The organism is Desulforhopalus vacuolatus, assembly GCF_016918505.1.
Classification (GTDB): Bacteria; Desulfobacterota; Desulfobulbia; order Desulfobulbales; family Desulfocapsaceae; genus Desulforhopalus; species Desulforhopalus vacuolatus.
Window position 1 is genome coordinate 78,377 of sequence record NZ_JAFFPZ010000007.1, and the last position, 25,208, is coordinate 103,584.

Genomic DNA, 25,208 nt, shown 5'->3' on the forward strand with positions numbered 1-25,208 from the left:
ATCAGGGTTCCCTGGTGAGAGGTATGCATCGTTTCTGTGGCGGAGTTTCGTTGCGAAAGCATTTTGCCGGATGATAGTGGACGAAGACCCGGCGGACGATGTCCAGTTCACTCATTATTTTTTTCTCCACCCTGGTCGCCACGACATTACCCTCGGCTACCCAGAGGGTCGGGTGAACACCAATGACAACGTTAAGCACAATGTAGACACCAAAACGGTGGCCGGTGATCTCTTCAACATCAATCACCTGCGGGATTTCTTTAATCATGTTGCGGATTCTTTCGGTGAGTTCGGCTCCCGGGCTGCTGTTCATCAGATCGGTGGAAGCGTCGCGGACGATGTCGATGCCGGTGAAGAGAATAATGATCGCGACGACTGCGCCTGCGAGGGGATCAACCCAGGGGTACCCTTCTCTGCTGAAGAAGATGCCGAGGGCGGCGGCGAAAGAGGAGAGGGTATCGTTACGGTGGTCGGTGGCGAGAACCAGCAGCATATTGTTGCCGCTCTCACGACCAAGTCTCCGTGTATAAAGCCAGAGAAAGAGTTTCAGGACGATGGTGCCGACGGCAACATACAGGGCGAGACTCAATTCGGAATGCTCCGGTGCGGTGCCCCGGAACTGGCCGATGACGCTGCTGATCGCCGACCAGAATATGGAGATGCCGGTGGCCATAATGAAGGAGCCGACAGCAACGGCGGCGATGGACTCCATGCGGTCGTGGCCGTAGGGATGTTCCTTGTCGGCGGGACGTGCGGAGATTTGCATGAAGATTTTTACTACAATACCGTAAGCGACGTCGGAGATGGAGTTGATGCCGTCGGCGAGCAGTGCCGGGCTGTGGGCGGTGAGGCCGACGACGGTCTTGATGATCGCCAGAAAGGTGTTGGCGAACAGACCAATGTTGACCCCAAACATCCCTTTGCGGGTGCGTTCCGCTCCGGGCAGGATCTTTGACTCATCAGTCATCAAAACCCCCACTGTTTCCGAAAAAAGCGGAGAAATTCGTGGCTGGTGTGCTCGATGTGGAAACAGTGCCAGAGCAGGTGATGTTATCTCCGAGGTCAGGTTCGAGGTTGAAATCGGAAACAACTAGAGCTGGCGGTTCCCGGAGTACTTTGCTGAGGCTGGACACCACGCAGTCAGCGGCGATGCTGTTGACATTGTAACGGGCTGCGCCGTGGCGGGTGAGATTCAGCGGCCGATTGATCGTCAGGGAGAGGGAGGCTGCGAAGTTGTTACGGTTTGGTATGACAATAACCGTGTTGCCCGGCGTTGTCATGGCGGCTTCGAAGGCCGCAAAACGGGGGGTGTGAAGACCTTCGTCGCTGGTGATGAGAATTGTGGTCATCCCTGTTTTCCTTTTATGACAGGAAATCCCTGCCTTGTCACGATTAATCCCTTGACGCTGTGACGATAGAATATAGAATACTTTTCAGTATCGCTACGATATATTTCTATAAATTTAAAAAAAGGACCCAGAAAATGAGTACAAATTACTTCAACACTCTCCCGTTGCGCAAACAGATCGACCAACTCTCCCGCTGTCGTTTCATGGATGCCGATGAATTTGATGGCGTTGATTTCCTTAAGGGTAAAAAAATCGTCATTGTCGGCTGTGGTGCCCAGGGTTTCAATCAGGGATTGAATCTGCGGGATTCCGGGCTTGACGTAAGTTATGCCCTGCGCCAGTCTGCTATTGATCAGAAACGCCAGTCCTGGAAGAACGCCACTGAAAATGATTTCAAGGTCGGTACGTACGAAGAACTCATTCCCACTGCAGATCTGGTCATCAATCTCACCCCGGACAAGCAGCACAGCAAGGTTGTTACAGCCATTATGCCACTGATGAAAAAAGGTGCCTGCCTCTCTTACTCCCATGGTTTTAATATTGTCGAAGAGGGGATGAAGATTCGTGACGACCTTACCGTGGTCATGGTGGCTCCGAAGGGTCCCGGTACGGAGGTTCGTGAAGAGTACAAACGTGGTTTCGGTATCCCCACCCTGATCGCTGTCCATGATGAGAATGATCCGAAAGGTGAAGGCTGGGATATTGCCAAAGCCTACTGCTGTGGTACCGGTGGTGACCGTGCCGGTGTGCTGGAGTCCTCTTTTGTTGCCGAGGTAAAATCTGATCTGATGGGCGAGCAGACCATCCTCTGCGGTATGCTGCAGACCGGTTCCCTGCTCTGTTTCGACAAAATGGTTGAAAAGGGCATCGACAAAGGCTATGCAGCCAAACTGATCCAGCAGGGTTGGGAGACTATCACTGAGTCATTGAAGTTTGGTGGCATCACCGCCATGATGGACCGTCTTGGAAATCCTGCAAAAATTCGTGCCTTCATCCTCTCCGAAGAGTTGAAAACCATCATGGCTCCGCTTTACGAAAAGCATATGGATGACATCATGAGTGGGGAATTCTCTCGTGGAATGATGGCAGACTGGGCTAACGGCGATGCCAAACTGCTTCAATGGCGTGAAGAAACCGGCAAGACCGTTTTTGAAAATACGGCTGGAAGTGGTTCTCTCTCCGAACAGGAGTATTATGATCATGGTATTCTGATGGTTGCGATGATCAAAGCGGGTGTTGAGCTGGCCTTTGACACCATGGTTTCCGCAGGAATCAAGCCGGAATCGGCATACTACGAATCTCACCATGAGGTTCCATTGATCGCCAATCTCATTGCCCGGAAGAAACTCTATGAGATGAACGTTGTTATTTCCGATACCGCTGAATACGGCAATTACCTCTTCGCGAATGCCTGCATTCCGCTTCTCAAGGATTTCATGTCCACTGTGGATGTGGATGTTATCGGGAAAGGACTTGACGTGGCAGACAACGGTGTGGACAATCTTGACCTCATTCAAGTGAACGAAGCTATTCGCTACATGCTGGTAGAAGAAGTTGGTGCCGAGTTGCGATCTTACATGAGCGCAATGAAACCGATTGTCTGATTTCTCATGCAGATGTAAAGCTGATTGAGGCGGAGCGGGGAAGCCCCTGTTCCGCCTCTGGTGTTTCTCCCCCGTGGCGGAACACTTGAATTTTGCGATTCTTTAGGGTAATTTTCTCCATATACAATACCTGTGCATACTTGAAGTTGCGTGGGTATCCACTCATTTCAGGAGGATATGATGAAATTTACTCGTTTCTGTGTCGCTCTGTTTTGTGCTGCCGGTCTTGTGACCGCCCCGATGACTGTTTCTTTTGCTGCTTCCAGCACTGACAGCGTTACCACTGCCGTCAGCAAAAATGTGAAGACAACGGGAAATGCTCTTCCCGCAGCGAAGAGTATCTCTTTGAACAGTGCGACTGTCGATGAGTTGACCGCTGTTCCCGGCATTGGTCCGAAGACTGCCCAGGCGATTGTCAAGTATCGCAAGGATAACGGCAACTTTAAATCTGTAGATGATCTGGAAAAAGTTAAAGGTATTGGTGAAAAAAAGCTGAAGAAGATGGCCATGTTTTTCAAGCTGTAATTTACGAGGGGCGTTTGTCTCGTTAAAGGGAACCTTGAATAATCAGTCTTTCGCCCATCTTCTTCGTTACAGTCAAAAATTTATCCTCGCAATATCAAACATATAGCTCCGGTAAATTTTCTCCTGTGCCTTGAATATGAACGAAATACAAGATTATTCAAGGAACCCTAAAGATAAAACGGCTGCATTCCCAGGGGATGTGGCCGTTTCTCCTTCTCAGGGCAGGGCTTTCCAGGCAGCACAACGAATTTATGGAAAGAGCTGTCGGGATTCGAACAACAAGAGGCATCTGGTATGATTCGTACGTTTCTTTCTTTTCTCGCAGCAGTCGCTTCGGGAATACAGGTCTGGTTGATTATCACTAAAGGTGAGGGCTTTTGTCTCAACGATGGCTGCGATGTGGTGGAGAGACTGACGACCATCCCTTCGCTTTATTTCTATGGGCTCGGTGCCTTCTTTTTTGCCCTTATCTGTCTCTGTTCAGCAGTGGCACGTTTTGCGGAATCCGAGATTGCTGACAAGTGTGTTGGCTATATGCTCACCGCTGGAATGGCGGCGGAAGGGGTGTTGATTTTCTTCCAATATTCGGTGGCGCATGCCTTTTGCGGTTCCTGTCTGATGGTGTTTGCTTTTATTGTCCTGTTGACACTGTTCAGCGGGATGGATCAGATTATGCGCGGACTGATTGCTTTCTGTGCGGTACTGATTGCTGCCTTTGCCCTGCAGTTTGATGCTGGAGGGACAGGAAAATCATTTACCTTTGGCACTATGGCAACATATACCGAGGAGGGGAACGAGAAAACCATTACCCTGCTTTTCTCAGAGACCTGTCCGCATTGCGAGAAGGTTCTTGACTATCTGCAGGAGGAGAGTTCCTGCAACGTCAGATTCAACCCTATTGAAAAAAGAACCAAACCCTTCATTTTTGCAGGTGCGTTGAAGAAGAGCAGCTATGATCCCACTGCCAATATCGGCTTCATGCGCAGTATTGGCGTCGGCTCAATTCCTCTCCTTATCGCCCCCGGCGGCAGGGAGATGAAGTATGAAATTCTTAACGGTACGAACCAGATTCTTCCCTGGCTGGAAAGGAACTGCCGGTTTTCTGCCGAGAAGAAGAGAACAACGGTTTCTGCTGAAGAGATTCCCGTTGTGGATGAGGAGGAGAGCGGAATGTCCACTGTTCCTGATAACAGCAGTATCAGGCTGCCCGTCGTCGTGCCGCAGAGTGATGATGACAAGTGCGGGACAGGGGTGCCGGGTTGCTGAGAAATATGCAACTCCACTCGGTTTTGTTCGCCAGAAGAGAAGGTTCCGCAGGAAGATGATCACTACATACGGGTATCTTGAATAATCTTGTATTTCGTTCACTATGAACGAAATATCACTGCGGCAATACAACAGAGGATGTCGGCGCTGATTCAGGCGAGAGGCAGAGGAGGAAGATTCGCTTCCTCCACGGAAGAAGAACACTCTCGGATCTTCCCTTTCTTAAAGAAAAATGAAGAGAATTTTTTTAAGCTGAACATGTCGTCGTTGTCCGAGAGGATTTTCTGAAAGGATTTCTGTTTTTTCATTCTACACAAAGCGCATGGTGCAGCACTTTCTGTGCCGAGATAAACTGCTCCCGTTTCACTGTAAACTGCATGTTGGTCTGGCGTGAGGTTTGAGAAACCGAGAGAATGTTGATATCCTCTGAGGCCAGGGCGGCCGCTGCTTTTGCCAGAATGCCTGGTTTGGCAATGTTGGAGCCGATGGCGCAGACGATGGACACCTTCATGGTGTTGACATCTTCAAACATTGCGCGCAATTCGTTGAGCAGGCTTTTTTTGCAGTCTTTGTCATAGATGATGACATCGATGGTGTTGGCGTTGGTGGCTTTGTTTATATAGCTGACTCCGTGGCGTTGCAGCACTTCCATGATCTTCATGTCGAATCCTACCTCGCCGACCATGCGGGTGTCGTGTATCGCAAGACAGGTCACCTTGTCGGAGCCGGTGATAATCTCGGTTTTTGAGCTCGGGCAGATGAAGTCGGTGGTGATCAGTGTTCCGGCGTGGTCAGGGTCAAAGGCATTTTTCATGCGAATGGCGATCCCCGCCGTCTCCAGCGGTTTAGAGGCTTTGGGGTGAATCGCCTCCATGCCTACATCGGCGAGCTGGTCGGCGACATCGTAGTTGGTTCGCCCCACTGGATGTACCTTGTCTTTGCCGATGATCAGCGGATCGCAGGAACAGAGGTGATACTCTTTGTGGATCACCGCTTCCACAGCCTTCAACTGTACCGCAATCTTGGAGAAGGTTACCTCGGAGTAGCCACGGTCAAATTCCCGCATGATCCCCTCTGTCCCTTTGGTGTAGCCGGTGGCGATACAAATTGTGGTGGAGGGATCAAGAGACTTGAAGGTGCAGGCGATACGCTCATCAATGGAGCGCTCCACCCGGTCCTGCCAGCCGCTGAGATCGACAAAGGTGGCATTATATCCCTGGTTCTGCAGAATATTGGCGGAGTTGAAGGCGGAGTGCATTTCACCTATGGAGGCAAGCAGTTCCCGCGCCGCAGGCATGACCTCGTTCTTGGTGAGATATCCAGAGCCGAGCACATTGTCCATGCTGCGCAGGATCTTCACCGTCTCTTCAATTCGCTCGCAGATAAAAGAGTTGGCTATCTCGACATCAAGACCGATCTTCTCAAAATTCAGATTGATTCTGCGCAGTTTTTTCTGCAGACGCTCAATGGCCGGTTCGTAATGCTCTCCGTGGATAAAGGTCTGATAAATCCCCGGCTGTCCTGTCTTCTTGTGTTCAAGCAGTTCGTTGGTAATCCCGCCGTAGGCGGAGACAACATAGATTCGATTGTAGATGTCATCTTTATTACGCAGGATGACATTATGAAGAACTTCATCAAAGCGGGACATGGTGGTGCCACCGATTTTTTCCACCCGCAGAGGGCCTGGTGCTGTCATGATTGTTTCCTTATTTTCAGGTGATACTTTGTAATGACAAAATTTAACATTTTATCGCAAAGACAAAAAACCCGCAACGGCTTTATTCTACGGCAATTTGTAGCAGAATCAATCCAATAATGGTAAAATAAAGTGTTTCACTTTCGTTATTTGGAGCCCGGAAAATATGGATTACTCTAAACTGGGTATCGCACTGATATCCCTGCTGACCATAGTTACACTGGGTAGCCTTGGTTACGTGTACTGGGAGGGAATGCCTCTGTTTGAGGCTTTCTACATGACTCTGATCACCATCTCCACTGTGGGGTTTTCAGAGGTTAAGCCTCTCTCTATGGCCGGTCGCTGGTTGACTATTTTCATTATCATCTCCGGCATCAGTCTCCTCAGTTTCACCCTTGGCCAGATTGCGCGGGTGGTAGTTGGAGGCGAGTTGCGGATGATTCTCGGGAGGCGTAAATTGGAAAAGCAGATTGCAGCACTCAGCAATCACTATATTATCTGCGGTTACGGTCGCACTGGCACCGTGCTGGTGAATGAGCTGCTCAGCGCTGGCACCCCTCTTGTGGTAATTGAGCTTGATGAGAAACGTATCGACATACTCGCTGCGAAGGGAATTCTCTATCTGGAGGGTGATGCGACTGAGGATGAGCTTCTTCTCAATGCTGGAATTATCCGGGCAGCCGGACTTGTCACTACCCTTAACTCCGATGCGGACAGTGTTTTTATTACACTTTCGGCGCGGGTTCTCTGCTCCGATCTCTATATCCTCGCCCGTGCCAACAACAACAACAATGAAAGTAAACTAATCTATGCCGGGGCATCGAGGGTTGTCAGTCCTCATCAGCTTGGCGGGGAGCTGATGGCGGAGATTATCAACAAGCCCACGGTGGTCGACTTTCTCAGCTATGCGATGGGGAATAATGACATGGCACTGCAGCTCGAGGAAGCGGTGGTTGGGGATAATTCAGCGATCCACGGTAAGACTCTGGTAGAAAGTGGACTGCGGCGGGACTATGGAGTTATTATTATTGCAATTAAACGACGCAATGGGGAGATGGTTTTTAATCCTGAAGCGAAGGAAATATTTTATTCCGGTGATCGTATCGTGGTACTCGGTGAAAAGAAAAAACTCATGGCAATGCGTCAGGAAATCTGAATAATTTCCGATGTATTGTATAAATTCATTTGTAATGTAGTATATAGTAGAACGTTATAAGAATACTTTTACTAAAAGAATACTATCTTAAACGGTTGTATTTATAAATAAAACATGCATAATGAAAATTGAAAGCAAAAGGAATCTGCAATCCCTATAATTCGTGTAAACTGTTGTACTACAGCAGCCATGGATATTGTAGCTCGGTAGAGTCTATCGAGTACATACGTGGAGAATCTTTTAAACTTCGGTTTTATCGAAGATCTTTAAGGATTTATAGAAACGTATAATTTACTATTATATTCAAGACTATTAACACATATTAATTTTATTGATTTTTTGGAGACAACAATGTGGAAGAATATTGAGGCGGCCCCCGCCGACGCAATTCTTGGTCTGACCGAGGCCTTTCAGGCGGAAAGCCGTCCCGGCAAGGTAAATCTTGGTGTCGGTGTCTATAAAGACGAGACTGGCATTACACCGATCCCTGGCTGTGTCAAAGCAGCTGAGTTAATTCTGCTGGAAACTGAGAAGACCAAAAGCTACCTGCCTATTCCCGGGGAACCGGTTTACGGTGTCGAGGTGCAGAAGCTGATCTTTGGTGAATCCAGTGAAGTGATCTCCGGCAGGCGTGCGGTGACAGCTCATGCTCCGGGTGGGACCGGTGCCCTGCGGGTGGGGGCTGACCTGCTGAAAAAATTCAACAAAGACGCAAAGTTATGGCTGAGCGATCCAAGCTGGACGAACCACCGCAGTGTTTTTTCTGCCGCCGGTTATGCTGTGGAAGAGTATCCCTATTACGATGCCGATGCCAAAGGGGTCGATTTCGTCGCGATGAAGGAGTGTCTTGCCAGAGTTCCGAGTGGTGACGTGGTGCTGTTGCATGCCTGCTGCCATAATCCCACGGGATTTGACCTGAGTGCCGAGCAGTGGAAAGAACTGGTTGAAGTAGCGAAGAAAGCGGGATGGATTCCCTTTCTCGACTTCGCGTATCAGGGGCTCGGAGAGGGTCTTGAGCAGGACCGCGTTGGAGTTGTCGCTTTCGCTGAGAGTGGTCTTGATATGGTGGTTTCCAGTTCTTTCTCGAAAAATTTTGGTCTTTACAGAGAACGGGTAGGAGCATGTACTGTTGTTACTCCGAGTGAGGCGGAAGCCGTGGTGGCGATGAGTCACTTGAAGACCGTGGTGCGGGTTCTCTATTCTAATCCACCAGCCCACGGCGGGCTGGTAGTAAAAACGGTGCTGACCAGCAAGGCGCTGCGCAGTCAATGGGTTGAGGAACTTGATGGCATGTGCCGCCGGATCAAGGAAATGCGGGCTCAATTAGTGCAGGGGCTCGAAAAACGCGGTGTGGAGCGGGACTTTTCCTATATTCTCAGACAGCGCGGAATGTTCTCTTTTTCTGGTCTTTCAAAAGAGATGGTCGAATGGCTGAGGGCTGAGAAGGCAATTTATATGGTAGGCAGCGGTCGTATCAATCTCGCTGGTCTCACTACCTCCAACATTGACTACGTCTGCGATGCCATTGCAGAGGGTCTCAAACAGGAGAAATAAAGATGAATAACTGGAAGATAGAAACAAACGCTGTTCAGGCAGGATGGGAACCGGCTAACGGTGAGACCAGAGTCATGCCGATATGCCAGAGCACTACCTATCGCTATGATACGGCGCAGGCGGTGGCTGATCTCTTTGACCTCAAGGCTGCCGGGCACATGTACTCGCGTATCAGCAATCCCACTGTTGACGTCTTTGAAAAGAAGATGGCTGCTCTTGAGGGCGGCGTGGCTGCGCTGGCAACCGCATCGGGGCAGACGGCCAGTATGATCTCGGTGGCCAATATATGTACTGCCGGGGATCACTTCCTTGCTGTTTCGGCGCTCTACGGTGGAACCGTTGCCCTCTTCACCAACACCATGAAGAAGATGGGAATTGAGGTAACGCTGGTGGATCCAGAGGCTCCGCTCAGTGAGTTGCGTAAGGCTGTCAGGCCTAATACCCGCTGTATCTTCGGCGAGACCATCGCCAATCCGGGCATGGATGTCCTCGACTTCGAAAAGTTTGCCGCCCTTGCAGAAGAGGTTGGAATGCCTTTCATTGTGGACAACACCTTTGCCACGCCGTATCTCTGCCGCCCGCTGGAACATGGTGCGCATATTGTTACCCATTCCGCCACCAAATATATCGACGGCCATGCTACCAGTGTGGGTGGAGTAATTGTTGACGGTGGTAATTTTAATTGGAAGAACGGTCGTTATCCAGAGATGACCGAGCCCGATGAGAGTTATCATGGGCTTATTTACACAGAGACCTTTGGTGCAGCTGCCTACGCCGTTAAGGCGCGGGTACAGTGGATCCGTGATACCGGAGCGTATCTCAGTCCGATGAACGCGTGGCTCTCCAATCTTGGTCTCGAAACATTGCATGTTCGCATGGACCGCCACTGTGAAAACGCACAGAAAATGGCGGAATTTCTTGAGTCGCATGAGAAAGTGGCATGGGTCAAATACCCCGGTCTGCCCAGTCATAAACACCACGAAAGGGCGAAGAAGTATCTTTCGGGTTGCAGTGGTGTTCTTACCTTTGGGGTGAAGGGTGGGGCTGCAGAAGGGGAGCGGGTGATGGACGCGCTGAAACTGGCCGCCATTGTCGTTCATGTTGCTGACGTACGTACCTCAGTGCTCCATCCGGCCAGTATGACCCATCGCCAGCTCTCCGAAGAGGAGTTGCGTGCGGCGGGGGTTACTCCCGACCTGATTCGTCTCTCTGTCGGTATAGAGAATATCGATGATATTATTGCCGATTTTGATCAGGCCCTTGCGAAGGTCTAAATTCGCGTCAGTTGGCCGCTTCTCTGTGGCTGGCTGTTCAACTTCCGTTTAGCAGATAAAAAAAGGCCCCGTCGGATATTCCGACGGGGCCTTTTTTTAAGTACTGACTTCTGTCAGTTGATCAGAGTTGCACCGATGGTGCAACTCTTTCGAGCAAGAGAGTCTTATACCATTCCTATTAAGTTGTGACCGTACTTAATGCCATTTTCACTTTCTATTGGCGAATGTAAAGGCAGGGGGATGGGAGACAGGAGAAAGCAAAAGACGGAACAGCGAAAAACTTTTTGCCAAAGGAAAACTCTAAACATGCGAATAAAGGCAAAAAACTTTAAAAAATATTTTAAAATTAAACAGAGAATTGCTGTTGTTCTATCTTTACTTGCATTCTCTGGTTAATACAAAATGTAAATGGTATTATACCATTCCTATTAAGTTATACCCCGTTTTGTCTCCTGTTCATCCATTCATGGTTACAAACGACAAAAGGAACTACGGAAAGCACGGAATATTAGAGCGCAAAACACTCAATATCGACTTTCGGATAACTCCCAAAGTTGATTAATAATCCTGGTGCACTGTACGGCTTAACTTCGGATACAAACGTTTTCGTTTAATGTGTTGTCCCTGTTCGTGAAAATTCGTGTCCATTCGTGGTTACAAAATGCAAAAGGAATCACGAATGGACACGGATAAACACGAATTATTACTCATTCGTCATTGCCAAAAAAGATGTCCACGCAGTTGCATTCTCTGGTCAATATAAAGTGTAAATGGTATTACTTGTGATACAATTTATTTTACAGCCTCAAAATAAAACCCCGTCGGATTATCCGACGGGGTTGGAATTGGTACTCTATATTTTTACTTCCGATCAAATCTGTAACAGGGGCGTGATTTCTTCCAACAGAGTCTTGCTCATACCTTCTACATTGCGATATTCTGCAATGGCTTCGGCCAGCTTCTCATCAATTTCGGGGATGCTGGTCAGCGTTTCTATATCTGCAGAGTTGACGTTCACAGGTTCTTTAGCCCTGCGAAGCGCTGTCTTACTCCGCTTCAGCAGGAACAACGGTTTCTTCTACGTCTTCAATAGTGTCACCGTACTGGTCTACAGCTTCTACGTCTTCAACAGTGTCACCGTCCTGGTCTACAGCTTCTACATCTTCAACAGTGTCACCGTACTGGTCTACAGCTTCTACTGCCTGAGTTTCTATAACTTCTACAGGTTGAGCAACAACTTCCATTGCATCGGTAGCTTCGGAATCAGTATCTTTAGCAACGGCAAAGGAAACAGAGGCGAGAAGAAGAACGGACAGGGCGAAAGCGGTTACTTTTTTCATGGTAAATCTCCTGGTTATAAAATTAGCTTTATTCCACAGTGGGGAGCGATTTCCCCGCTGCTGAAGACTACAATACTGCGTAAAAAAACGAAGTCAACATGATCACGTGCATTGTCATAAAGTATTGATAAAGCGGTATAAAAAAGAGAAAACCTGATAGATTATGACGCAAAAATACTTTGTCTGAAATATTTAGAATGAAAAATGATGAAAGATGATTTTAATGGTTTTTGTATAAGATTAATAAAAAAATAAGGTGATGCGATGAAAATTCTCATAGTACTGGGCAGTCCGAGAAGGGAGGGAAACAGTGAGACGGTGGCTGAGGCGGTGAAGAGAGGTGCAGAGGCGGTCGGAGGGGAGGTGGAGTCGGTGTATCTCAACGATTTACAGATACGTCCCTGCCAGGCATGTGGTGGCTGCAGTAAAACGGGGCACTGCATTCTTAAAGACGAAATGGAACTACTCTACGGAAAATGTGATGGTGCAGATCGCATTATTCTTGTCAGCCCTATCTATTTCTATGGGCTTTCAGCCCAGGCAAAAATTTTTGGAGATCGCATGCAGGCACAATGGGCGAGACGCTACCTCTGCCGGGAACGCTTCCGTCGGGGGGAGGGACGCCGCGGCTATCTTGTGTCCACTGCGGCAACGAAGGGCGAGCGTTTGTTTGAATCGGCAATTCTCACCACCCGTTACATCTTTGACGCCATGGAGATGGAATACGCGGGGGAATTTCTTGTTCGGGGTGTTGATGAGAAAAAGGCTGTGCTGCAACAGGAAGGGGTGATGGAACGAGCGGAGCTGTTTGGGCGGGGGGTCGCGGAATAAGAGGAGGCAGAAAGCTGGAAAAAACAAAAGGCGGAAAGACAATTTTTTTACCGCGAAGAACGCGAAGAACGCGAAGAACGCGAAGAAAAGCAACAGAATTTGAGAATAAAGATTAAAGCAGAAAGACGGGAGACAGGAGACAGGGGAAGGCAAAAGACAAAGACTGGATAGTCAGCGAAATACACGAAATTTTCTCTATATAAATTGCCCTTTTTCACATGTTTAGTGTATTTTTTTTGGTAAAATCAGCCTGATGGTTTATATTTTCAGCTTTTGCGAGGTTTTATCCGGTAAAAGTTTCTGTAACCACCTGGCGTCTTCGCTGGAGTTTTTCTTTTTTCCATCAGACTGCAGGTTTGCAGTCTCAACAAGGAGATAAAAATGACAAGATCCCTGTTGCTGTCACTTTTTACAGCACTGTTTATTCTTCCTGTACACCCGGTGTTTGCTGGCAGTGACAGCATCGGCTTCAGTTATGGGAAAAATTTTTACAATGATAACAACATTGAGCAGTATGCACTTGGCTGGAACCATGAACTCCCCTGGTTGACTACCGTCTATGGATATCGGTTGACCAGCAGTGTGGAGATGGAAGGTGCACTGATTGATGAGGATGAATCTGAGGAGGATCCCACCTGGCGTTTCAGCGTCATGCCTCAGGCTCATCTCTGGCTGGACAATATTTTCCGGCTGACTGCAGGGTTTGGGGCTGGTGTGATGGCGGGAGAGACGGAATTTATCGATCATGATCTTGGCGGCCCGTTTTTTTTCAACGCCAAACTCGGCGTTGAGGTCGTTCTGCAGCAATTCAGCATCGGATACTATTATTATCATCAGTCCAATGCTGGAATCTACGAGCACAATGCCAGTTTGAACATGAACTGCATCGCTGCTGCGTTTCACTTCTAACACCATTCCTATTAAGTTGTGACCGTACTAAATGCCATTTTCATTTTCTATTGGCGAATTTAAAGGCAGGGGGATGGGAGACAGGAGAAAGGAGACGGGAGACAGGGAAAAGCAAAAGACGGAACAGCGAAAAACTTTTTGCCAAAGGAAAGCTCTAAACAGGGCTTTGCTGTTGTTGTTATATCTTTACTCTTCGTGTCCTTCGCGGTAAAAATTGCTTTTCCGCTGTTCGCTTTCTCCTTTCTCCTGCCTCCTGCCTCCTTTCTCCCTTTTTGTCTTTGTCTTTTGTCGCCTGTTTATCCATTCTTAATCGCCAAAAAAGATGTTTACGCAGTTGCGTTCTCTGGTCAATACAAAATGTAAATGGTATGATTGATATCTCGACGTCTCGTTCCTCGCTTTGTCGGAGGATAAATTTTTGACTGTACTGAAGAAAAGGGGCGATTATTCGATGTTCCCTGAGGACTGTCAACGTCGATACTCTTTGAGAAACAGGAACTCTAATGACACAGATCAGAAAAGATAAAAATCAGGGTTTACTCCCTGTGAAGCCGCATTTACGAGGCTGGATTCACGCGGGGGCACTGCCCCTGTCGATTCTTGGCGGTGTTATTTTGCTGAGATTGTGCTCGACGTCTGCGGAGGTCGTGGCAGTGGCCGTTTATCTCGCCACTTCTGTCATGCTTTACGGCAACAGTGCTGCCTACCACCTTGGCAACTGGTCGCCGAAGGTGAAGGCTACTCTGCGACGCATTGACCACGCTAATATCAATCTTTTCATTGCTGGAACTTATTCTCCTCTTGCTGCAGCTCTGCTTGGCGGGAACTCGCGGTTGCTGCTTCTCTGGCTTATCTGGAGTGTTGCACTGGCTGGTGTGCTCTTCCGTATTTTCTGGCTTACAGCACCTCGTGTACTCTATGTCAGTCTATACCTGATTATGGGCTGGATATCTATGGGCTGGCTTTACCAGTTCTGGAAGAGTGGAGGCTGGGCGGTAGTTGTACTGATGCTCAGCGGTGGTTTGCTCTATTCGCTGGGGGCTGTTGCCTACGCGTGCAAACGGCCAAACCCTTCTCCAGAATGGTTTGGCTTCCATGAGGTCTTCCATACGGGGACCGTTCTTGCAGCGGGATTTTTTTATGGGGCCATTGTGGTGGCACTTCTGCGCGGGACTGGCGCATAGATTTTTTTAACGGGAATAAAAAAGGGCCTCCGGCATATTGCCGGAGGCCCTTTTTTATGTACAGCTGTAGTTACCTGCTCAGAGAACCAGCGGGAAGAGGCCTATGGCAAAAACAGCTACTGCCAGAGCAACGGTGGAGATTGATGCCAGTGAACTTCCGTCCACGATGAAATCTTCTTCCGCATCGTGGAAATACATGCTGACGATAAGTCGCAGATAATACCACATGGAAATGATGGAGGAGATAATGCCAAGTACACCAAGTGCGATCTGGCCAGCACTGATGGCGGAGGTAATGATGTAGAATTTCCCCATGAAACCAGCTGTGGGAGGAATTCCAGCCATGCTCAGGAGGAAGACGGCAATGGTCGCCGCAGCAAGCGGCTGCCGTTTGGCAAGGCCTTTGAAGTCATCGAAGGTGACCCGTTTCTCTCCTTCTCCTCCAAGCCAGGAGAGTGCAGCGAACATGCCAAGCGTTGCGACTGAATAGGCAGCGAGGTAGTAGGCAATAACGGCACCGCTGAAGTATTCACTGTTAATGGCGACAAGAGCGATAAGCAGATAACCGGAGTGAACGATCCCCGAAGCGGCGATCATCCGCTTGACGTTGTCCTGACCTATGGCGATCAGGTTGCCGCCGAACATGGTAAATACAGCGATCCAGAAAAGCCCGGTGATCCAGGAATCATGCAGGTTTCCGCTGAGGGCAAGAAAGTTTGCTATCATTGCGAAGACAGCAGTCTTCAGGGCAGTGGCCATGAAGCCGGTTATCGGGTTGCTGGAACCGTCATAGACATCCAGCACCCAGGCGTGAAAAGGAAAGGCAGATATCTTAAAGAAAATGGTGATCAACAGGAAAAATGCACCACCGAGCATCAGCGGGGTAGTGGCCGGATTAAAGGCCAGCCATTCCGCAATGCTGTCAAAGCGGGTGGAACCTGCCGCACCATAGATCATCGCCGTGCCCATGCAGAAAAATGCTCCGGAAAATGCTCCGAGGATAAGGTATTTAAAAATTGCCTCAGTAGACCGGGAGCTGGCACGGTTGAAACCGACAAGGACGTAAATGGCCAGTGACATGATCTCCAGAGCGATGAACGCTGTGATCAGTTCACGGGCCATGGAGAGCAGTACCATGCCGACGGCAGAGAAGAGCAGCAGTGAGTAGAACTCGACTGTAGCAAAGTGATTTTCCCGGAAATAGGTGTGACTGCTCAGCGTGGTGAAGAAGCCACAGGCGTAGACAATCAGACAGGCGGCGTTCGTGAAGCCGGAGACCCCGAGCATACCGTTAAAGGTTTCCGGAAAGAGTGGCCGGCTGACGGTGCAAACCACCAGCAGCTGGGCAAAGAATGCCACCGCGAAAAAGCCCATGCTCATCAGCGAGGCCTTCTCCTGTTCCGCTTTTGGACAGACGGCGTAAAGCATGAGCAGGAGAGCTCCGGTACAGGTGATGACAAGCGGTAGAAATGAAACAAGATCATGCATGGTAATTACCCCTGTCTTAATTATTTGTCAGTAACGCTGATTTCATTGGCAACCACCTGTTGTTGTGCAGGGGCATAGAGCTGGGCAATCTGCTGTTGAACCGCTGGTTCAATTTTGCTGATAAAGAACTGCGGAAAGATTCCCATCGCAAAGATGATGATCATCACAGGCAGAAAGCTGAAGACTTCGCCCACTGTCAGGTCGGTAAAACGGGCAGAAGTTTCGCTCTCTTTTTCGTAAAAAACCCGCTGGAACATCCACAACAGATAGCAGACTCCGACAATAAGGGTGAAACCGGTGAGCAGACCAAGGAACATGCTGTATTTTACCGTTCCAAGGATGATCAAAAACTCGCCTATGAAGCCGCTGGTACCGGGCAGGCCTACGCAGGAGAGCATGGCCACGGCAAAGAAGGTAGCAAAGATCGGAGCGCGGTAGGCGAGGCCCCCGAGTGCGTCGATATTACGGGTTTGCAGCCGTTCTTCCATCAACCCGACAAAGAGGAAAAGAACGCCGGTACTGGTGGCGTGAGCTGCTATCTGAAAAAGTGAGCCGGTCAGGGACTGTACGTTCATGGCACAGATGCCGATGGCTATTATCCCCATGTGAGAGGCGGAGCAGAAGGCCAGCATCCGCTTGATATCCTTCTGTCCAATGGCTGCGATGCCGCAGTAAATCATGCCGATAATACCAAGGACAAGGAAGAAGGTTGCCCAGGATATAAATTCCAGGGCAAAGAAAGGCAGGACAAAGCGGATCATCCCGTACACCCCGATTTTAGCCATAATTGCCGAGAGCACGAAACTTGTTGCCGGTGGAGCCTCAGTGTAGGCTTCCGGCAGCCAGGTGTGGAAGGGGAATATCGGGATCTTAATGGCAAATGCAATCATGAACATGAGGAAGGCCCAGCCAGCAAAACCTCCGCTGAGACTGAGGGCGGAAAGCCGTGCCATGTCAAAGGTCCACACACCGAACTGCTGATGATAGCAGTTTGCCACATAGATGATGCCCACCAGCATGAGAAGCGAACCGGCGATCGTGTATAGGGTGATCTTCATGGTGGCCGCGAGACGTCGGGGGCCGCCGTAGATGCCGATGGTGAAGAAAATCGGCACCAGCATAATTTCCCAGAATATGTAGAAAACAACGAGGTCTGTGGCACAGATAGCACCCAGCATCGCCCCCTGGCAGAGAAGCAGGTTGGCGTAGAAGGCGCGGCTCTGCTCTTTCAGTACACAGAAGACGAGAGGAAAGAGTACAGCACTGGTCAACAGGACCAGCAGGCTGATGCCATCCACTCCAAGGCCGAAGTTGATGCCGAGGGAAGGAATCCATGGGGTATTATATACGAACTGCATTCCCCCCTGGCCGTCGAAGTCGATGAAGAGCTGGACGCCTATCATCAGCACAATAAGGGAGACGAAGAAGCCGGTGATTCTGGCTGCCCCCTTCGCCGGGCAAAACAATATCAGCGCGCCCGCCACAATGGGCAGAAAAATCATCACTGTCAGGGCCGATTCAAACATGCGTACACCTTACTTAAAGTGATTGAGAGAGGAAGATGCTCATAAGACTCAGGCCTATGACCATATAAATTGCATACACCCGGACATAGCCCGCCTGAAACACCTTGAAAAGCATGCCAAGAACCCCGTAGAGCCATGTTGTCCCTTTTACCGGGAGGTCAACAATATTTGGCTCAATGAAGTTGGAAATGGTGCGTCCGAATGCGATCCACGGCTGGACGATGAAAGCATTGTAGAATTCATCCACATAGAATTTGTCTTCTCCCCATTTGGCAAAGCCGGTAAGCGGCTTGTCTTCTGGTTTGGAGGCAAACTTTTTCCAGGCGTAGAATATACCAAGGAGTACCACCGCAATGCTCAGTACCATTGCCACGCCTTCCGTTACCCGGCTGGCTTCCGAGTGATGTTCAAGGAGACTCGGAGCGAGCCATGTACTGACCATACTGTCGCCGCTGAAGAATGCAGGCAGGTTGAAAAAGCCCGCAAAGGTTGCACCAACAGCAAGAATAATCAGCGGAACAGTCATCACTGGCGGCGGCTCATGGGCATTGTCGTAAGACTTCTGATCCCTTGGCTTACCATGGAAGACGAGAAAAATGAGGCGAAAGGAGTAGAAGGCAGTCAGTCCGGCGACACAAACCCCGATCAGCCAGATCATCCAGTGACCTTTTGCCAGCGCCATGAAAAGGATTTCGTCCTTGGAGAAGAAGCCGGCAAAGGGGGGAAAACCGGCCAGTGCGAGTGCGCCGATGACCATGACAATCCAGGTCAGGGGCATTTTTTTCTTCAAACCACCCATCTTCCAGATGTCCTGCTCGTGGTGCAGAGCGTAGATAACAGAACCGGCGCCAAGGAAGAGCAGAGCCTTGAAAAAAGAGTGTGTGAAAACGTGGAAGATACCTGCCGAATAGGCGGCGACACCGACACCGGCGAACATGTAACCAAGCTGACTGACGGTTGAGTACGCCAGAATCTTTTTAATATCACGTTGGAAGCAGCCGATGATGGCGGCGAGCAGCGCGGTGAGAATCCCAACCCAGGCAACCACATCACCGGCAAAGGGGTAGCTGGCGTAGAGGAAGCTGAAACGGGCAACCATATAGATACCGGCGGTGACCATGGTTGCAGCGTGGATCAATGCGGAGACCGGTGTCGGACCGGCCATGGCATCCGGCAACCAGACATAGAGAGGAAACTGGGCCGATTTACCGGTGGCACCGATGAAGAGCAGAAGGCAGACGGCGAGGCCTGTGCCTGCGGTCAGTGTGGATGCACCTGCTTTGATATTGAGGTAGTCAAAACCGGCTCCGCCGAGGGCACTGTGAAGTCCCCAGAAGAGTACCGCAACACCAAGCACGAAGCCGAGGTCACCGACACGGTTGACGATGAACGCCTTGTTCCCGGCGAGAACATTATCACGATCTTTTGTATAGAAGGAGATCAGCAGGTAAGAGCAGAGTCCCACTCCTTCCCAGCCGATGAACATGACCACGGGACCGTTGCCCAGCACGAGGATAAGCATCGAGCCGAGAAAGAGGTTGAAGTAGGCGAAATATTTGCCGTAGTTCTCTTCTCCGGCCATGTAGCCGATGGAATAGATATGAATCAGACTGCCGATAAAGGTGACGAAGATCAGAAACAGCGTACTCAGCGGGTCGGCGAAGAGACCCATATCAACGTGCAGATCTCCTGCAGAGAACCAGGTGAACATGTTCTGTGTCAGATAACGCGACTCTGCCGGCATTTCACGCAGTGTAGAGAAGATAATGACGGTGAAGATCAGGCTGCCCAGCGGCCCGAGCATGGCGAGGAAGCTGTAGAGCTTCTCCGGCAGTGGATTTTTGCAGGTGAGCATGTGCATCATGCCAAGCACAAAGGCACCGGCAAGCGGCAGCAGCGGAATGCAGACCAGATAGTTGACTGTATGTTCCATGACTCCCCCTTACCCTTTCAACAGGCTGAAGACATTACTGTCGAGCCTGCCTTTCTGTCTGTGCAGCAGTATGATAACAGCGAGGCCGAGAGCTGCTTCTGCAGCCGCCACTGCTATTACCATCATCGCCAGTATCTGTCCGTCCATGGTTTCATTGAGACGGGCAAATGCAACGAAGGCCAGGTTGGCCGCATTGAGCATCAGCTCAATGGACATTAACACTGTAAAGACGTTACGCCGGGAGATGACCCCGAGAATACCAATACAGAACAAAATGACGCTCAATACGAGATAGTCTTCAATCATTGCTTTCCCTCCTGATTCCAGCGAGTACTACCGCTCCCACGAGAGTGACGAGCAACAGCAGTGAGATGATTTCAAACGGAACCAGCCAGTTGGTAAAAAGTACCTGTCCGAGTTCTTTAATACTGCCGAAGCCGTTGCCGACGATGGAATTTTTCACTCCGGGGATACTTTTCATCACCTTGATCATGAACCAGGCGACGGGTATCAGCAGTACGGCACCGCCGATCAAATACGTGAAACGTTCCCTCTCTTCCGGCAGGTCTTTCTCGCGTAAATTGAGGAACATGATGATGAAGACGATCATTGCCATGACTGCCCCTGCATAAACGATGAGCTGCAGCAGAAAGATCAGCTTCGCGGAGAGCAGGGCGTAGATTCCGGCGAGGGAGATCATGGTCACCGCCAGACAGAGCGCACTCTGCATGGGGTGGCGAAAGAGGACAAGTCCCAGGCTCCCGGCTATCGCAATAAGCGCAAAGATGGAAAACAGCGTGTCGATATACATTATTCGCCCTCCAGCCCTTTCTGATATTCTTCTTCAGGAAACCCGCCCTTCAGTGAGAGCATTTCGGTCATTCCAATTTTCATTTCCTCACGGTTGCTTGAGGTAAAGGCGTAGATACCTGTGTCCATGCGGATAGCATCCTCCGGACAGGCCTCCACGCAGTAACCACAGTAAATGCACTCCGCAAGGTCGATGGTGAAGCTCACCGGCATCTTTTCCGTGACGCCGTCGATGCGCGTCCCGGCCTTGATCATGATGCAGTCTGCCGGACAGTTGGTTTGACACATGAAACAGGCTACGCATTTAGGCGTTCCATCGGGATGGGTAAGCAGACGATGGCGTCCACGCCAGCGTGCCGGAATGTCCGGCTGAACCTCTGGATAGTGACGTACGTAGAGGTTGGAATTATCCCACAGGTTACGCAGAAAGTGCTTGAGGGTGATAGCCATCCCTTTGAAGATCTCAATAAGATAGACTTTCTCTGCGGGGGTGCCGCCCCGGCTCGGTAGTTGTTTGACTTTTGCTGCCATTTTTAACTCCTTTTATCCGAGGGCGACGACAATGGCGCCGGTCACGAAGATATTGAGAAGAGCCAGCGGCAGAAGTTTCTGCCAGCCCAGCATCTGCAGTTGGTCATACCGGAAGCGTGGAATTGTCCACCGGACCCAGACGTAAACAAAGAGCATCAGGGTAACCTTGATGAGGAAAGTGCAGATCTGCATGAGAGCCACCAGCAGATGGGCCGCGGCTGTATCAGGTTGTGCGAAGGCCAGAATTGCCAGCAGGAATACTTCAATGATGGCGATCAATATCCAGAAGCAGCGAATATAAATGGTTGCCTCAGCTTTACGCGGATCATTCTCCCGCAGATACTGGCTGCGATTGTTTCTGCGGATCCACTTCGCAAAATAGAACATGAAGACCGGCAGGATGACCAGCAGAACAAAGGCGACCGGTTTGATATTGCGGATCAGAAAATCTGTGTCGAAGAAGGGGATGTTGTACCCGCCGAAGAAGAGGGTAACAATTACCGCAGAGGAAGCGAACATCGCCACATATTCACCCATGAAAAATACCGCAAACTTCATGGCGGAATATTCAAGATGGAAACCGGCAACCAGCTCTGACTCGCCTTCGGCAAGGTCAAATGGTGTCCGATTACACTCAGCAAAGGCGGCAACGATGAAAATGACGGCTGCCAGCGGCTGAAGAAGAATTCCCCACATCGGAATAAAACCGAGCCAGGTCTGTCCCTGAAAGCGGGCAATGTCTGAGAGGTTGATGGAACCGTAAACAATCAGCAGACTGATGACAGCCAGTCCCATGGGGATCTCGTAGCTGATAACCTGGGAGGCCGAGCGGAGTGCACCGAGCAGGGAGTATTTATTGGTAGAGGACCAGCCGGCAAGGATGATGCCGTAGACCGAGAAACCCGTGATGGCGAGGAACCAGAGAATGCCGGTATCCCAGGGGATTCCCTGCATGACATAGCTCTTGCCGTCGAGGACAAGGGTATCGGCGAAGGGAACGAGGGCAAAGCTGATAATGGCTGCCGCCATAGAGATAATCGGCGCGAGAACGTAGAGAAATTTGTGCTCAACGTGCTCGGAGATGATGTCCTCTTTGAACGCCAGCTTGAGGCCGTCGGCGAGGTTCTGTACCAGTCCACCGGCCCGTATTCCACAAATGCCCGCACGGTTCGGACCTGAACGGTCCTGTATAAAACCGGCAACCCGTCGTTCCATGGTGACACAGACCGCCAGGAAACAGAGCGGTACAAAGGCACTGATGGAGACCCGGACAATTACCATTATAATGTCAAGATTTGTCATTTCCCTGCCTCATTGTCAGTTAATTTTACTCCCTCGGCGGGCAGTTCAAGGAATCCCCCGAACTCGGCCAGTGCGGGGATTTTTTTCTGAACAAGCGCCCATGCGGCGGCGGTGCCTGTAGCGGGGCTTCCCAGACCGGCGGCCATTTCGACGATATCCGGTCGTTCAACATTTTTCATGACTCCGCCGACAAATTTCTGAGCGATGCCGTCGCAGTTAACAACAACACCGTGGTATTCCGACCATGAGCGGAGGGCTATACTGGATCCCACCTTCTTTTCCATGACTGCGCCGAGCTGTCCAGGGTGGGTTGCACCGTTGAGTACCCAGGTATCGCTGAACAGTCTCCCGATCTGCTCTTCACTCAGAGAGCGGGAGAGATCATTGCCGAAATTGATGAAGACATCAGCCTCTTTTGCCATGTTGTCAAAATGGGTACGGCTTTTGGCAATACCGAGGAGGTCAACTCCGGCGCGGTTGGCTGCCTTGTCATCTTTGATGAGGAAGTCGTCACCGTCATCTTTGACGATGTATCCGTCGGAGAAGGCGGAGACCGTTGCCCCCGTCTTTTCAGCAAGTGCCTGTACTGCGGCAAGCTGTTCGAGACTGGCGGAGGGGGAGACAAGGAAGAGTACTTTGGTGGCCCGCTCGATACGACGTTCTGCATCGGCAAAGATATCTGCCAGCGGCCGGACAGCACCGGCGAGGGTGCATTCTTCGAGACGGTTGTCGTTTTCCAGCTTGTAGGTCATGCGGCCTTCGTCGCACATGAACCAGCCGTTGACCTGTTCGTTCTGGCGCGGACGAAGACGATATATGATGTCGTCCTCATACTTCTCTTTGTTGTGATCGACCATGATGTTACAGCCTTTGCTGCAACCGTGGCAGATACTCTCAGCCCGCTTGAGAAACCAGGCACGCTGTTTGAAACGGAAATCAGCGCTGGTCAGGGCACCGACCGGGCAGAGGTCAACCACGTTAAGTCCGTAGCGATTGTTGATGGGGCGGCCGGGGAAAAACTCTACCCGACAGTCATCACCACGGTTGACAAGGCCGAGTTCACCGGTCCTGGTGATTTGGCGGAGAAAACGGACACAACGCCCGCAGGCAACGCAGCGTTCCTGATCGTGGATTACACCACCTCCGAAATCCTGCATCTTGCGTTTTGTAACCTGAGGGACCCACATGCGACTTTCGGTGCCCTCATACTTCATATAATAGTCTTGCAGTTTGCACTCTCCGGCCTGATCGCAGATGGGGCAGTCGGTGGGATGGTTTATGAATTCCAACTCCATCACATCGTGCTGAATCTTCTTGATGTTGTCGGCGTCGAGTAGGACCTTCATCCCCTCTTTTGCCAGCGTTTTACAGGCGGGAACCACCGGCGGGCGTCCATCTTCAATCCCCACAAGGCACATGCGGCAGTTGCCGTCGGCGCCGAGTGCCGGGTGGTAGCAGAAGTGAGGAATCTCAATACCGACCTTTTCGAGGGCATCAATCAGGTTCTTCCCCGATTCGACCTCTACTTCTTCCCCATTGACAAACAATTTTATCATCTCAGTCATGGCTCTTTTCTCACTCCTGTTCCGCTGATGCTTCGGTGACTGCGTCGGTCGGCTCAGGCTTCAGCAGGGCCTCGAACTCGTCTCTGTATTTATCGAGCAGTGCCCTGATCGGCATGGTGCAGGCAGCGGCAAGCACACAGACCGTTTTCCCTTCGATATTGTCGCACAGTTCACGGACAAGGTTAAGATCCCTCATCGTCGCCTCTCCGGCCACGATCTTTTTGAGGATCTTTTCCATCCAGCCGAGTCCTTCGCGACAGGGGGTGCATTGACCACAGCTTTCATGGTGGTAAAACTGCGTAAGATTAACGGCCAGTTCCGGCATGGAGACTGTTTCATCAAGCACTACGATGCCGCCGGAGCCGAACATGGTTTTGTGTTCAGCCATCGACGCATAGTCCAGAGTTGCCGTAGCTGCTTCTTCCGGTGTGAGCACCGGACAGGAGCTGCCGCCGGGGATAACCCCTTTCAGTTTGCGTCCCTTCCAGACTCCGCCAGCCATCTCGTTGATCACATCAAGCAGGGGCAGGCCAAAGGGCAGTTCATACACTCCCGGCTTTTCTACATGCCCGGAGATTCCGAAGAGATGGGTACCCGTGGCGCTTTCGATGCCGTATCTTTTGTAGGCCATGGCACCGTTCTGTATAATCCAGGGCAGTGAGGCGATGGACTGTACATTGTTGATGATGGTCGGGCAGGCGTAGAGTCCTTCCACAGCGGGGAACGGCGGTTTGGAGCGGGGCTGACCTTTCTTGCCTTCAATGGATTCGAGCAGGGCTGTTTCTTCGCCGCATATATAGGCACCGGCACCGCGGTGAATGGTGATATTAATGCGATAATTTTGTTTCCCCACCTTTTCCCCAATGAGTCCAGCTTTGCAGGCCTCGTCGATGGCATTCTGCAGGATCGTTCGCTGGGTGGTATATTCTCCGCGAATATAAATATAGGCGTCATGGGAGTTGATGGCATAACAGGCGATGATGATGCCTTCGATGAGCAGATGCGGATCCTGGGCAAGGATGTAACGGTCTTTGAACGTTCCCGGTTCCGACTCATCGGCGTTGACTGCGAGATAAACGGGTTTGTCCAGCCCTTTGGGGAGAAAGCTCCACTTCATGCCGGTAGGGAAACCTGCACCGCCACGGCCTCGGAGACCGCTGTTTTTCACGATCTCAATAACATCCCCCTGCTTGGAGGAGAACAGTTTATCGAGGGTCTGGTAGGCACCGTGTTTTTTCGCAACCGTCAGCTTATTCGAATTTTTTATCGCAAATTTCGCGCTGAGTATTTTAGCTTCTTGCATCATTATTTTCCTTGGTCAACGGGTGTGGTGCGCCGGACTGCCGGCGGTTCTGCTCCCGGGAG

23 protein-coding genes are annotated in these 25,208 nt (G+C 50.5%); 9 read left to right on the forward strand and 14 right to left on the reverse strand.

Features of this window, described 5'->3' with window-relative positions:
- Position 1: 1 nt before the first annotated feature.
- Both JWG39_RS06460 and JWG39_RS06465 read right to left on the reverse strand, forming a co-directional pair.
- Complete coding sequence (locus JWG39_RS06460; RefSeq protein ID WP_205218562.1) at positions 2–967, reverse strand: cation diffusion facilitator family transporter; 966 nt, start codon at positions 965–967, stop codon at positions 2–4.
- Positions 960–1,349 (reverse strand): 5'/3'-nucleotidase SurE, encoded by a 390-nt coding sequence (locus JWG39_RS06465; RefSeq protein WP_205218563.1) that lies wholly within the window; start codon positions 1,347–1,349, stop codon positions 960–962. Before JWG39_RS06465 ends, JWG39_RS06460 begins: the two co-directional genes overlap by 8 nt.
- Before the next feature lie 134 nt (positions 1,350–1,483).
- Between JWG39_RS06465 and ilvC the strand changes: the two genes are divergently transcribed.
- The 3 genes from ilvC to JWG39_RS06480 all read left to right on the forward strand — a co-directional run bounded on the left by ilvC (position 1,484) and on the right by JWG39_RS06480 (position 4,744).
- Positions 1,484–2,953: a ketol-acid reductoisomerase gene (gene ilvC / locus JWG39_RS06470; RefSeq protein WP_205218564.1), complete on the forward strand. Its 1,470-nt coding sequence runs from the start codon at positions 1,484–1,486 to the stop codon at positions 2,951–2,953.
- 177 nt (positions 2,954–3,130) lie between these two features.
- Complete coding sequence (locus JWG39_RS06475) at positions 3,131–3,478, forward strand: ComEA family DNA-binding protein (RefSeq protein ID WP_240192026.1); 348 nt, start codon at positions 3,131–3,133, stop codon at positions 3,476–3,478.
- 294 nt (positions 3,479–3,772) lie between these two features.
- The gene (locus JWG39_RS06480; RefSeq protein WP_205218565.1) at positions 3,773–4,744 is read left to right on the forward strand and encodes a hypothetical protein; all 972 of its coding nucleotides are present in this window, start codon (positions 3,773–3,775) and stop codon (positions 4,742–4,744) included.
- 304 nt (positions 4,745–5,048) lie between these two features.
- Here the strand turns inward: JWG39_RS06480 and JWG39_RS06485 are convergent, their stop codons facing one another.
- Positions 5,049–6,440, reverse strand: coding sequence for an aspartate kinase (locus JWG39_RS06485; RefSeq protein WP_205218566.1), 1,392 nt, complete (start codon positions 6,438–6,440; stop codon positions 5,049–5,051).
- A gap of 166 nt (positions 6,441–6,606) precedes the next feature.
- Between JWG39_RS06485 and JWG39_RS06490 the strand changes: the two genes are divergently transcribed.
- From JWG39_RS06490 to JWG39_RS06500, 3 genes are all read left to right on the forward strand, one after another.
- On the forward strand, positions 6,607–7,596 hold the full coding sequence (locus JWG39_RS06490; protein WP_205218567.1) for a potassium channel family protein: 990 nt from the start codon (positions 6,607–6,609) through the stop codon (positions 7,594–7,596).
- Between the two features lie 351 nt (positions 7,597–7,947).
- The gene (locus JWG39_RS06495) at positions 7,948–9,150 is read left to right on the forward strand and encodes an amino acid aminotransferase (protein ID WP_205218568.1); all 1,203 of its coding nucleotides are present in this window, start codon (positions 7,948–7,950) and stop codon (positions 9,148–9,150) included.
- Positions 9,151–9,152: 2 nt separating this feature from the next.
- On the forward strand, positions 9,153–10,424 hold the full coding sequence (locus JWG39_RS06500; protein WP_205218569.1) for an O-acetylhomoserine aminocarboxypropyltransferase/cysteine synthase family protein: 1,272 nt from the start codon (positions 9,153–9,155) through the stop codon (positions 10,422–10,424).
- A gap of 871 nt (positions 10,425–11,295) precedes the next feature.
- Here JWG39_RS06500 and JWG39_RS06505 read toward each other — a convergent pair.
- Positions 11,296–11,442 (reverse strand): helix-hairpin-helix domain-containing protein, encoded by a 147-nt coding sequence (locus JWG39_RS06505; protein WP_205218570.1) that lies wholly within the window; start codon positions 11,440–11,442, stop codon positions 11,296–11,298.
- 28 nt (positions 11,443–11,470) lie between these two features.
- A complete protein-coding gene (locus JWG39_RS06510) occupies positions 11,471–11,764 on the reverse strand; it encodes a hypothetical protein (protein WP_205218571.1) in 294 nt (97 codons plus the stop codon).
- Between the two features lie 264 nt (positions 11,765–12,028).
- Here JWG39_RS06510 and JWG39_RS06515 point away from each other — a divergent pair, with 264 nt between their 5' ends.
- From JWG39_RS06515 to trhA, 3 genes are all read left to right on the forward strand, one after another.
- A complete protein-coding gene (locus JWG39_RS06515) occupies positions 12,029–12,595 on the forward strand; it encodes a flavodoxin family protein (protein WP_205218572.1) in 567 nt (188 codons plus the stop codon).
- 381 nt (positions 12,596–12,976) lie between these two features.
- Positions 12,977–13,504, forward strand: a complete 528-nt coding sequence (locus JWG39_RS06520; protein WP_205218573.1) for an acyloxyacyl hydrolase — start codon at positions 12,977–12,979, stop codon at positions 13,502–13,504.
- 503 nt (positions 13,505–14,007) lie between these two features.
- Entirely contained in the window at positions 14,008–14,688 is a 681-nt protein-coding gene (trhA, locus tag JWG39_RS06525) for a PAQR family membrane homeostasis protein TrhA (RefSeq protein WP_205218574.1), read from the forward strand.
- Between the two features lie 78 nt (positions 14,689–14,766).
- On the opposite strand, the gene JWG39_RS06530 is transcribed toward trhA, so the two are convergent.
- From JWG39_RS06530 to nuoF, 9 genes are read right to left on the reverse strand one after another with little or no spacing between them, the layout of a single operon-like run.
- Complete coding sequence (locus JWG39_RS06530) at positions 14,767–16,176, reverse strand: NADH-quinone oxidoreductase subunit N (protein ID WP_205218575.1); 1,410 nt, start codon at positions 16,174–16,176, stop codon at positions 14,767–14,769.
- 20 nt (positions 16,177–16,196) lie between these two features.
- Positions 16,197–17,702: a complex I subunit 4 family protein gene (locus tag JWG39_RS06535; protein ID WP_205218576.1), complete on the reverse strand. Its 1,506-nt coding sequence runs from the start codon at positions 17,700–17,702 to the stop codon at positions 16,197–16,199.
- Positions 17,703–17,715: 13 nt separating this feature from the next.
- Entirely contained in the window at positions 17,716–19,635 is a 1,920-nt protein-coding gene (gene nuoL / locus JWG39_RS06540) for an NADH-quinone oxidoreductase subunit L (RefSeq protein ID WP_205218577.1), read from the reverse strand.
- A gap of 9 nt (positions 19,636–19,644) precedes the next feature.
- Positions 19,645–19,941 carry an NADH-quinone oxidoreductase subunit NuoK gene (nuoK, locus tag JWG39_RS06545; protein ID WP_205218578.1) on the reverse strand — a complete coding sequence of 99 codons (297 nt, stop codon included), beginning with the start codon at positions 19,939–19,941 and terminating at the stop codon, positions 19,645–19,647.
- Positions 19,934–20,446 (reverse strand): NADH-quinone oxidoreductase subunit J family protein, encoded by a 513-nt coding sequence (locus JWG39_RS06550; protein ID WP_205218579.1) that lies wholly within the window; start codon positions 20,444–20,446, stop codon positions 19,934–19,936. The genes nuoK and JWG39_RS06550 overlap by 8 nt, the downstream gene beginning before the upstream one ends.
- Positions 20,446–20,976: a NuoI/complex I 23 kDa subunit family protein gene (locus JWG39_RS06555; RefSeq protein WP_205218580.1), complete on the reverse strand. Its 531-nt coding sequence runs from the start codon at positions 20,974–20,976 to the stop codon at positions 20,446–20,448. Before JWG39_RS06555 ends, JWG39_RS06550 begins: the two co-directional genes overlap by 1 nt.
- A gap of 12 nt (positions 20,977–20,988) precedes the next feature.
- A complete protein-coding gene (locus JWG39_RS06560) occupies positions 20,989–22,278 on the reverse strand; it encodes a complex I subunit 1/NuoH family protein (protein ID WP_205218581.1) in 1,290 nt (429 codons plus the stop codon).
- On the reverse strand, positions 22,275–23,843 hold the full coding sequence (locus JWG39_RS06565) for an NADH-quinone oxidoreductase subunit G (protein ID WP_205218582.1): 1,569 nt from the start codon (positions 23,841–23,843) through the stop codon (positions 22,275–22,277). Before JWG39_RS06565 ends, JWG39_RS06560 begins: the two co-directional genes overlap by 4 nt.
- Before the next feature lie 10 nt (positions 23,844–23,853).
- Positions 23,854–25,149: an NADH-quinone oxidoreductase subunit NuoF gene (gene nuoF, locus JWG39_RS06570; RefSeq protein ID WP_240192027.1), complete on the reverse strand. Its 1,296-nt coding sequence runs from the start codon at positions 25,147–25,149 to the stop codon at positions 23,854–23,856.
- Positions 25,150–25,208: the final 59 nt, after the last annotated feature.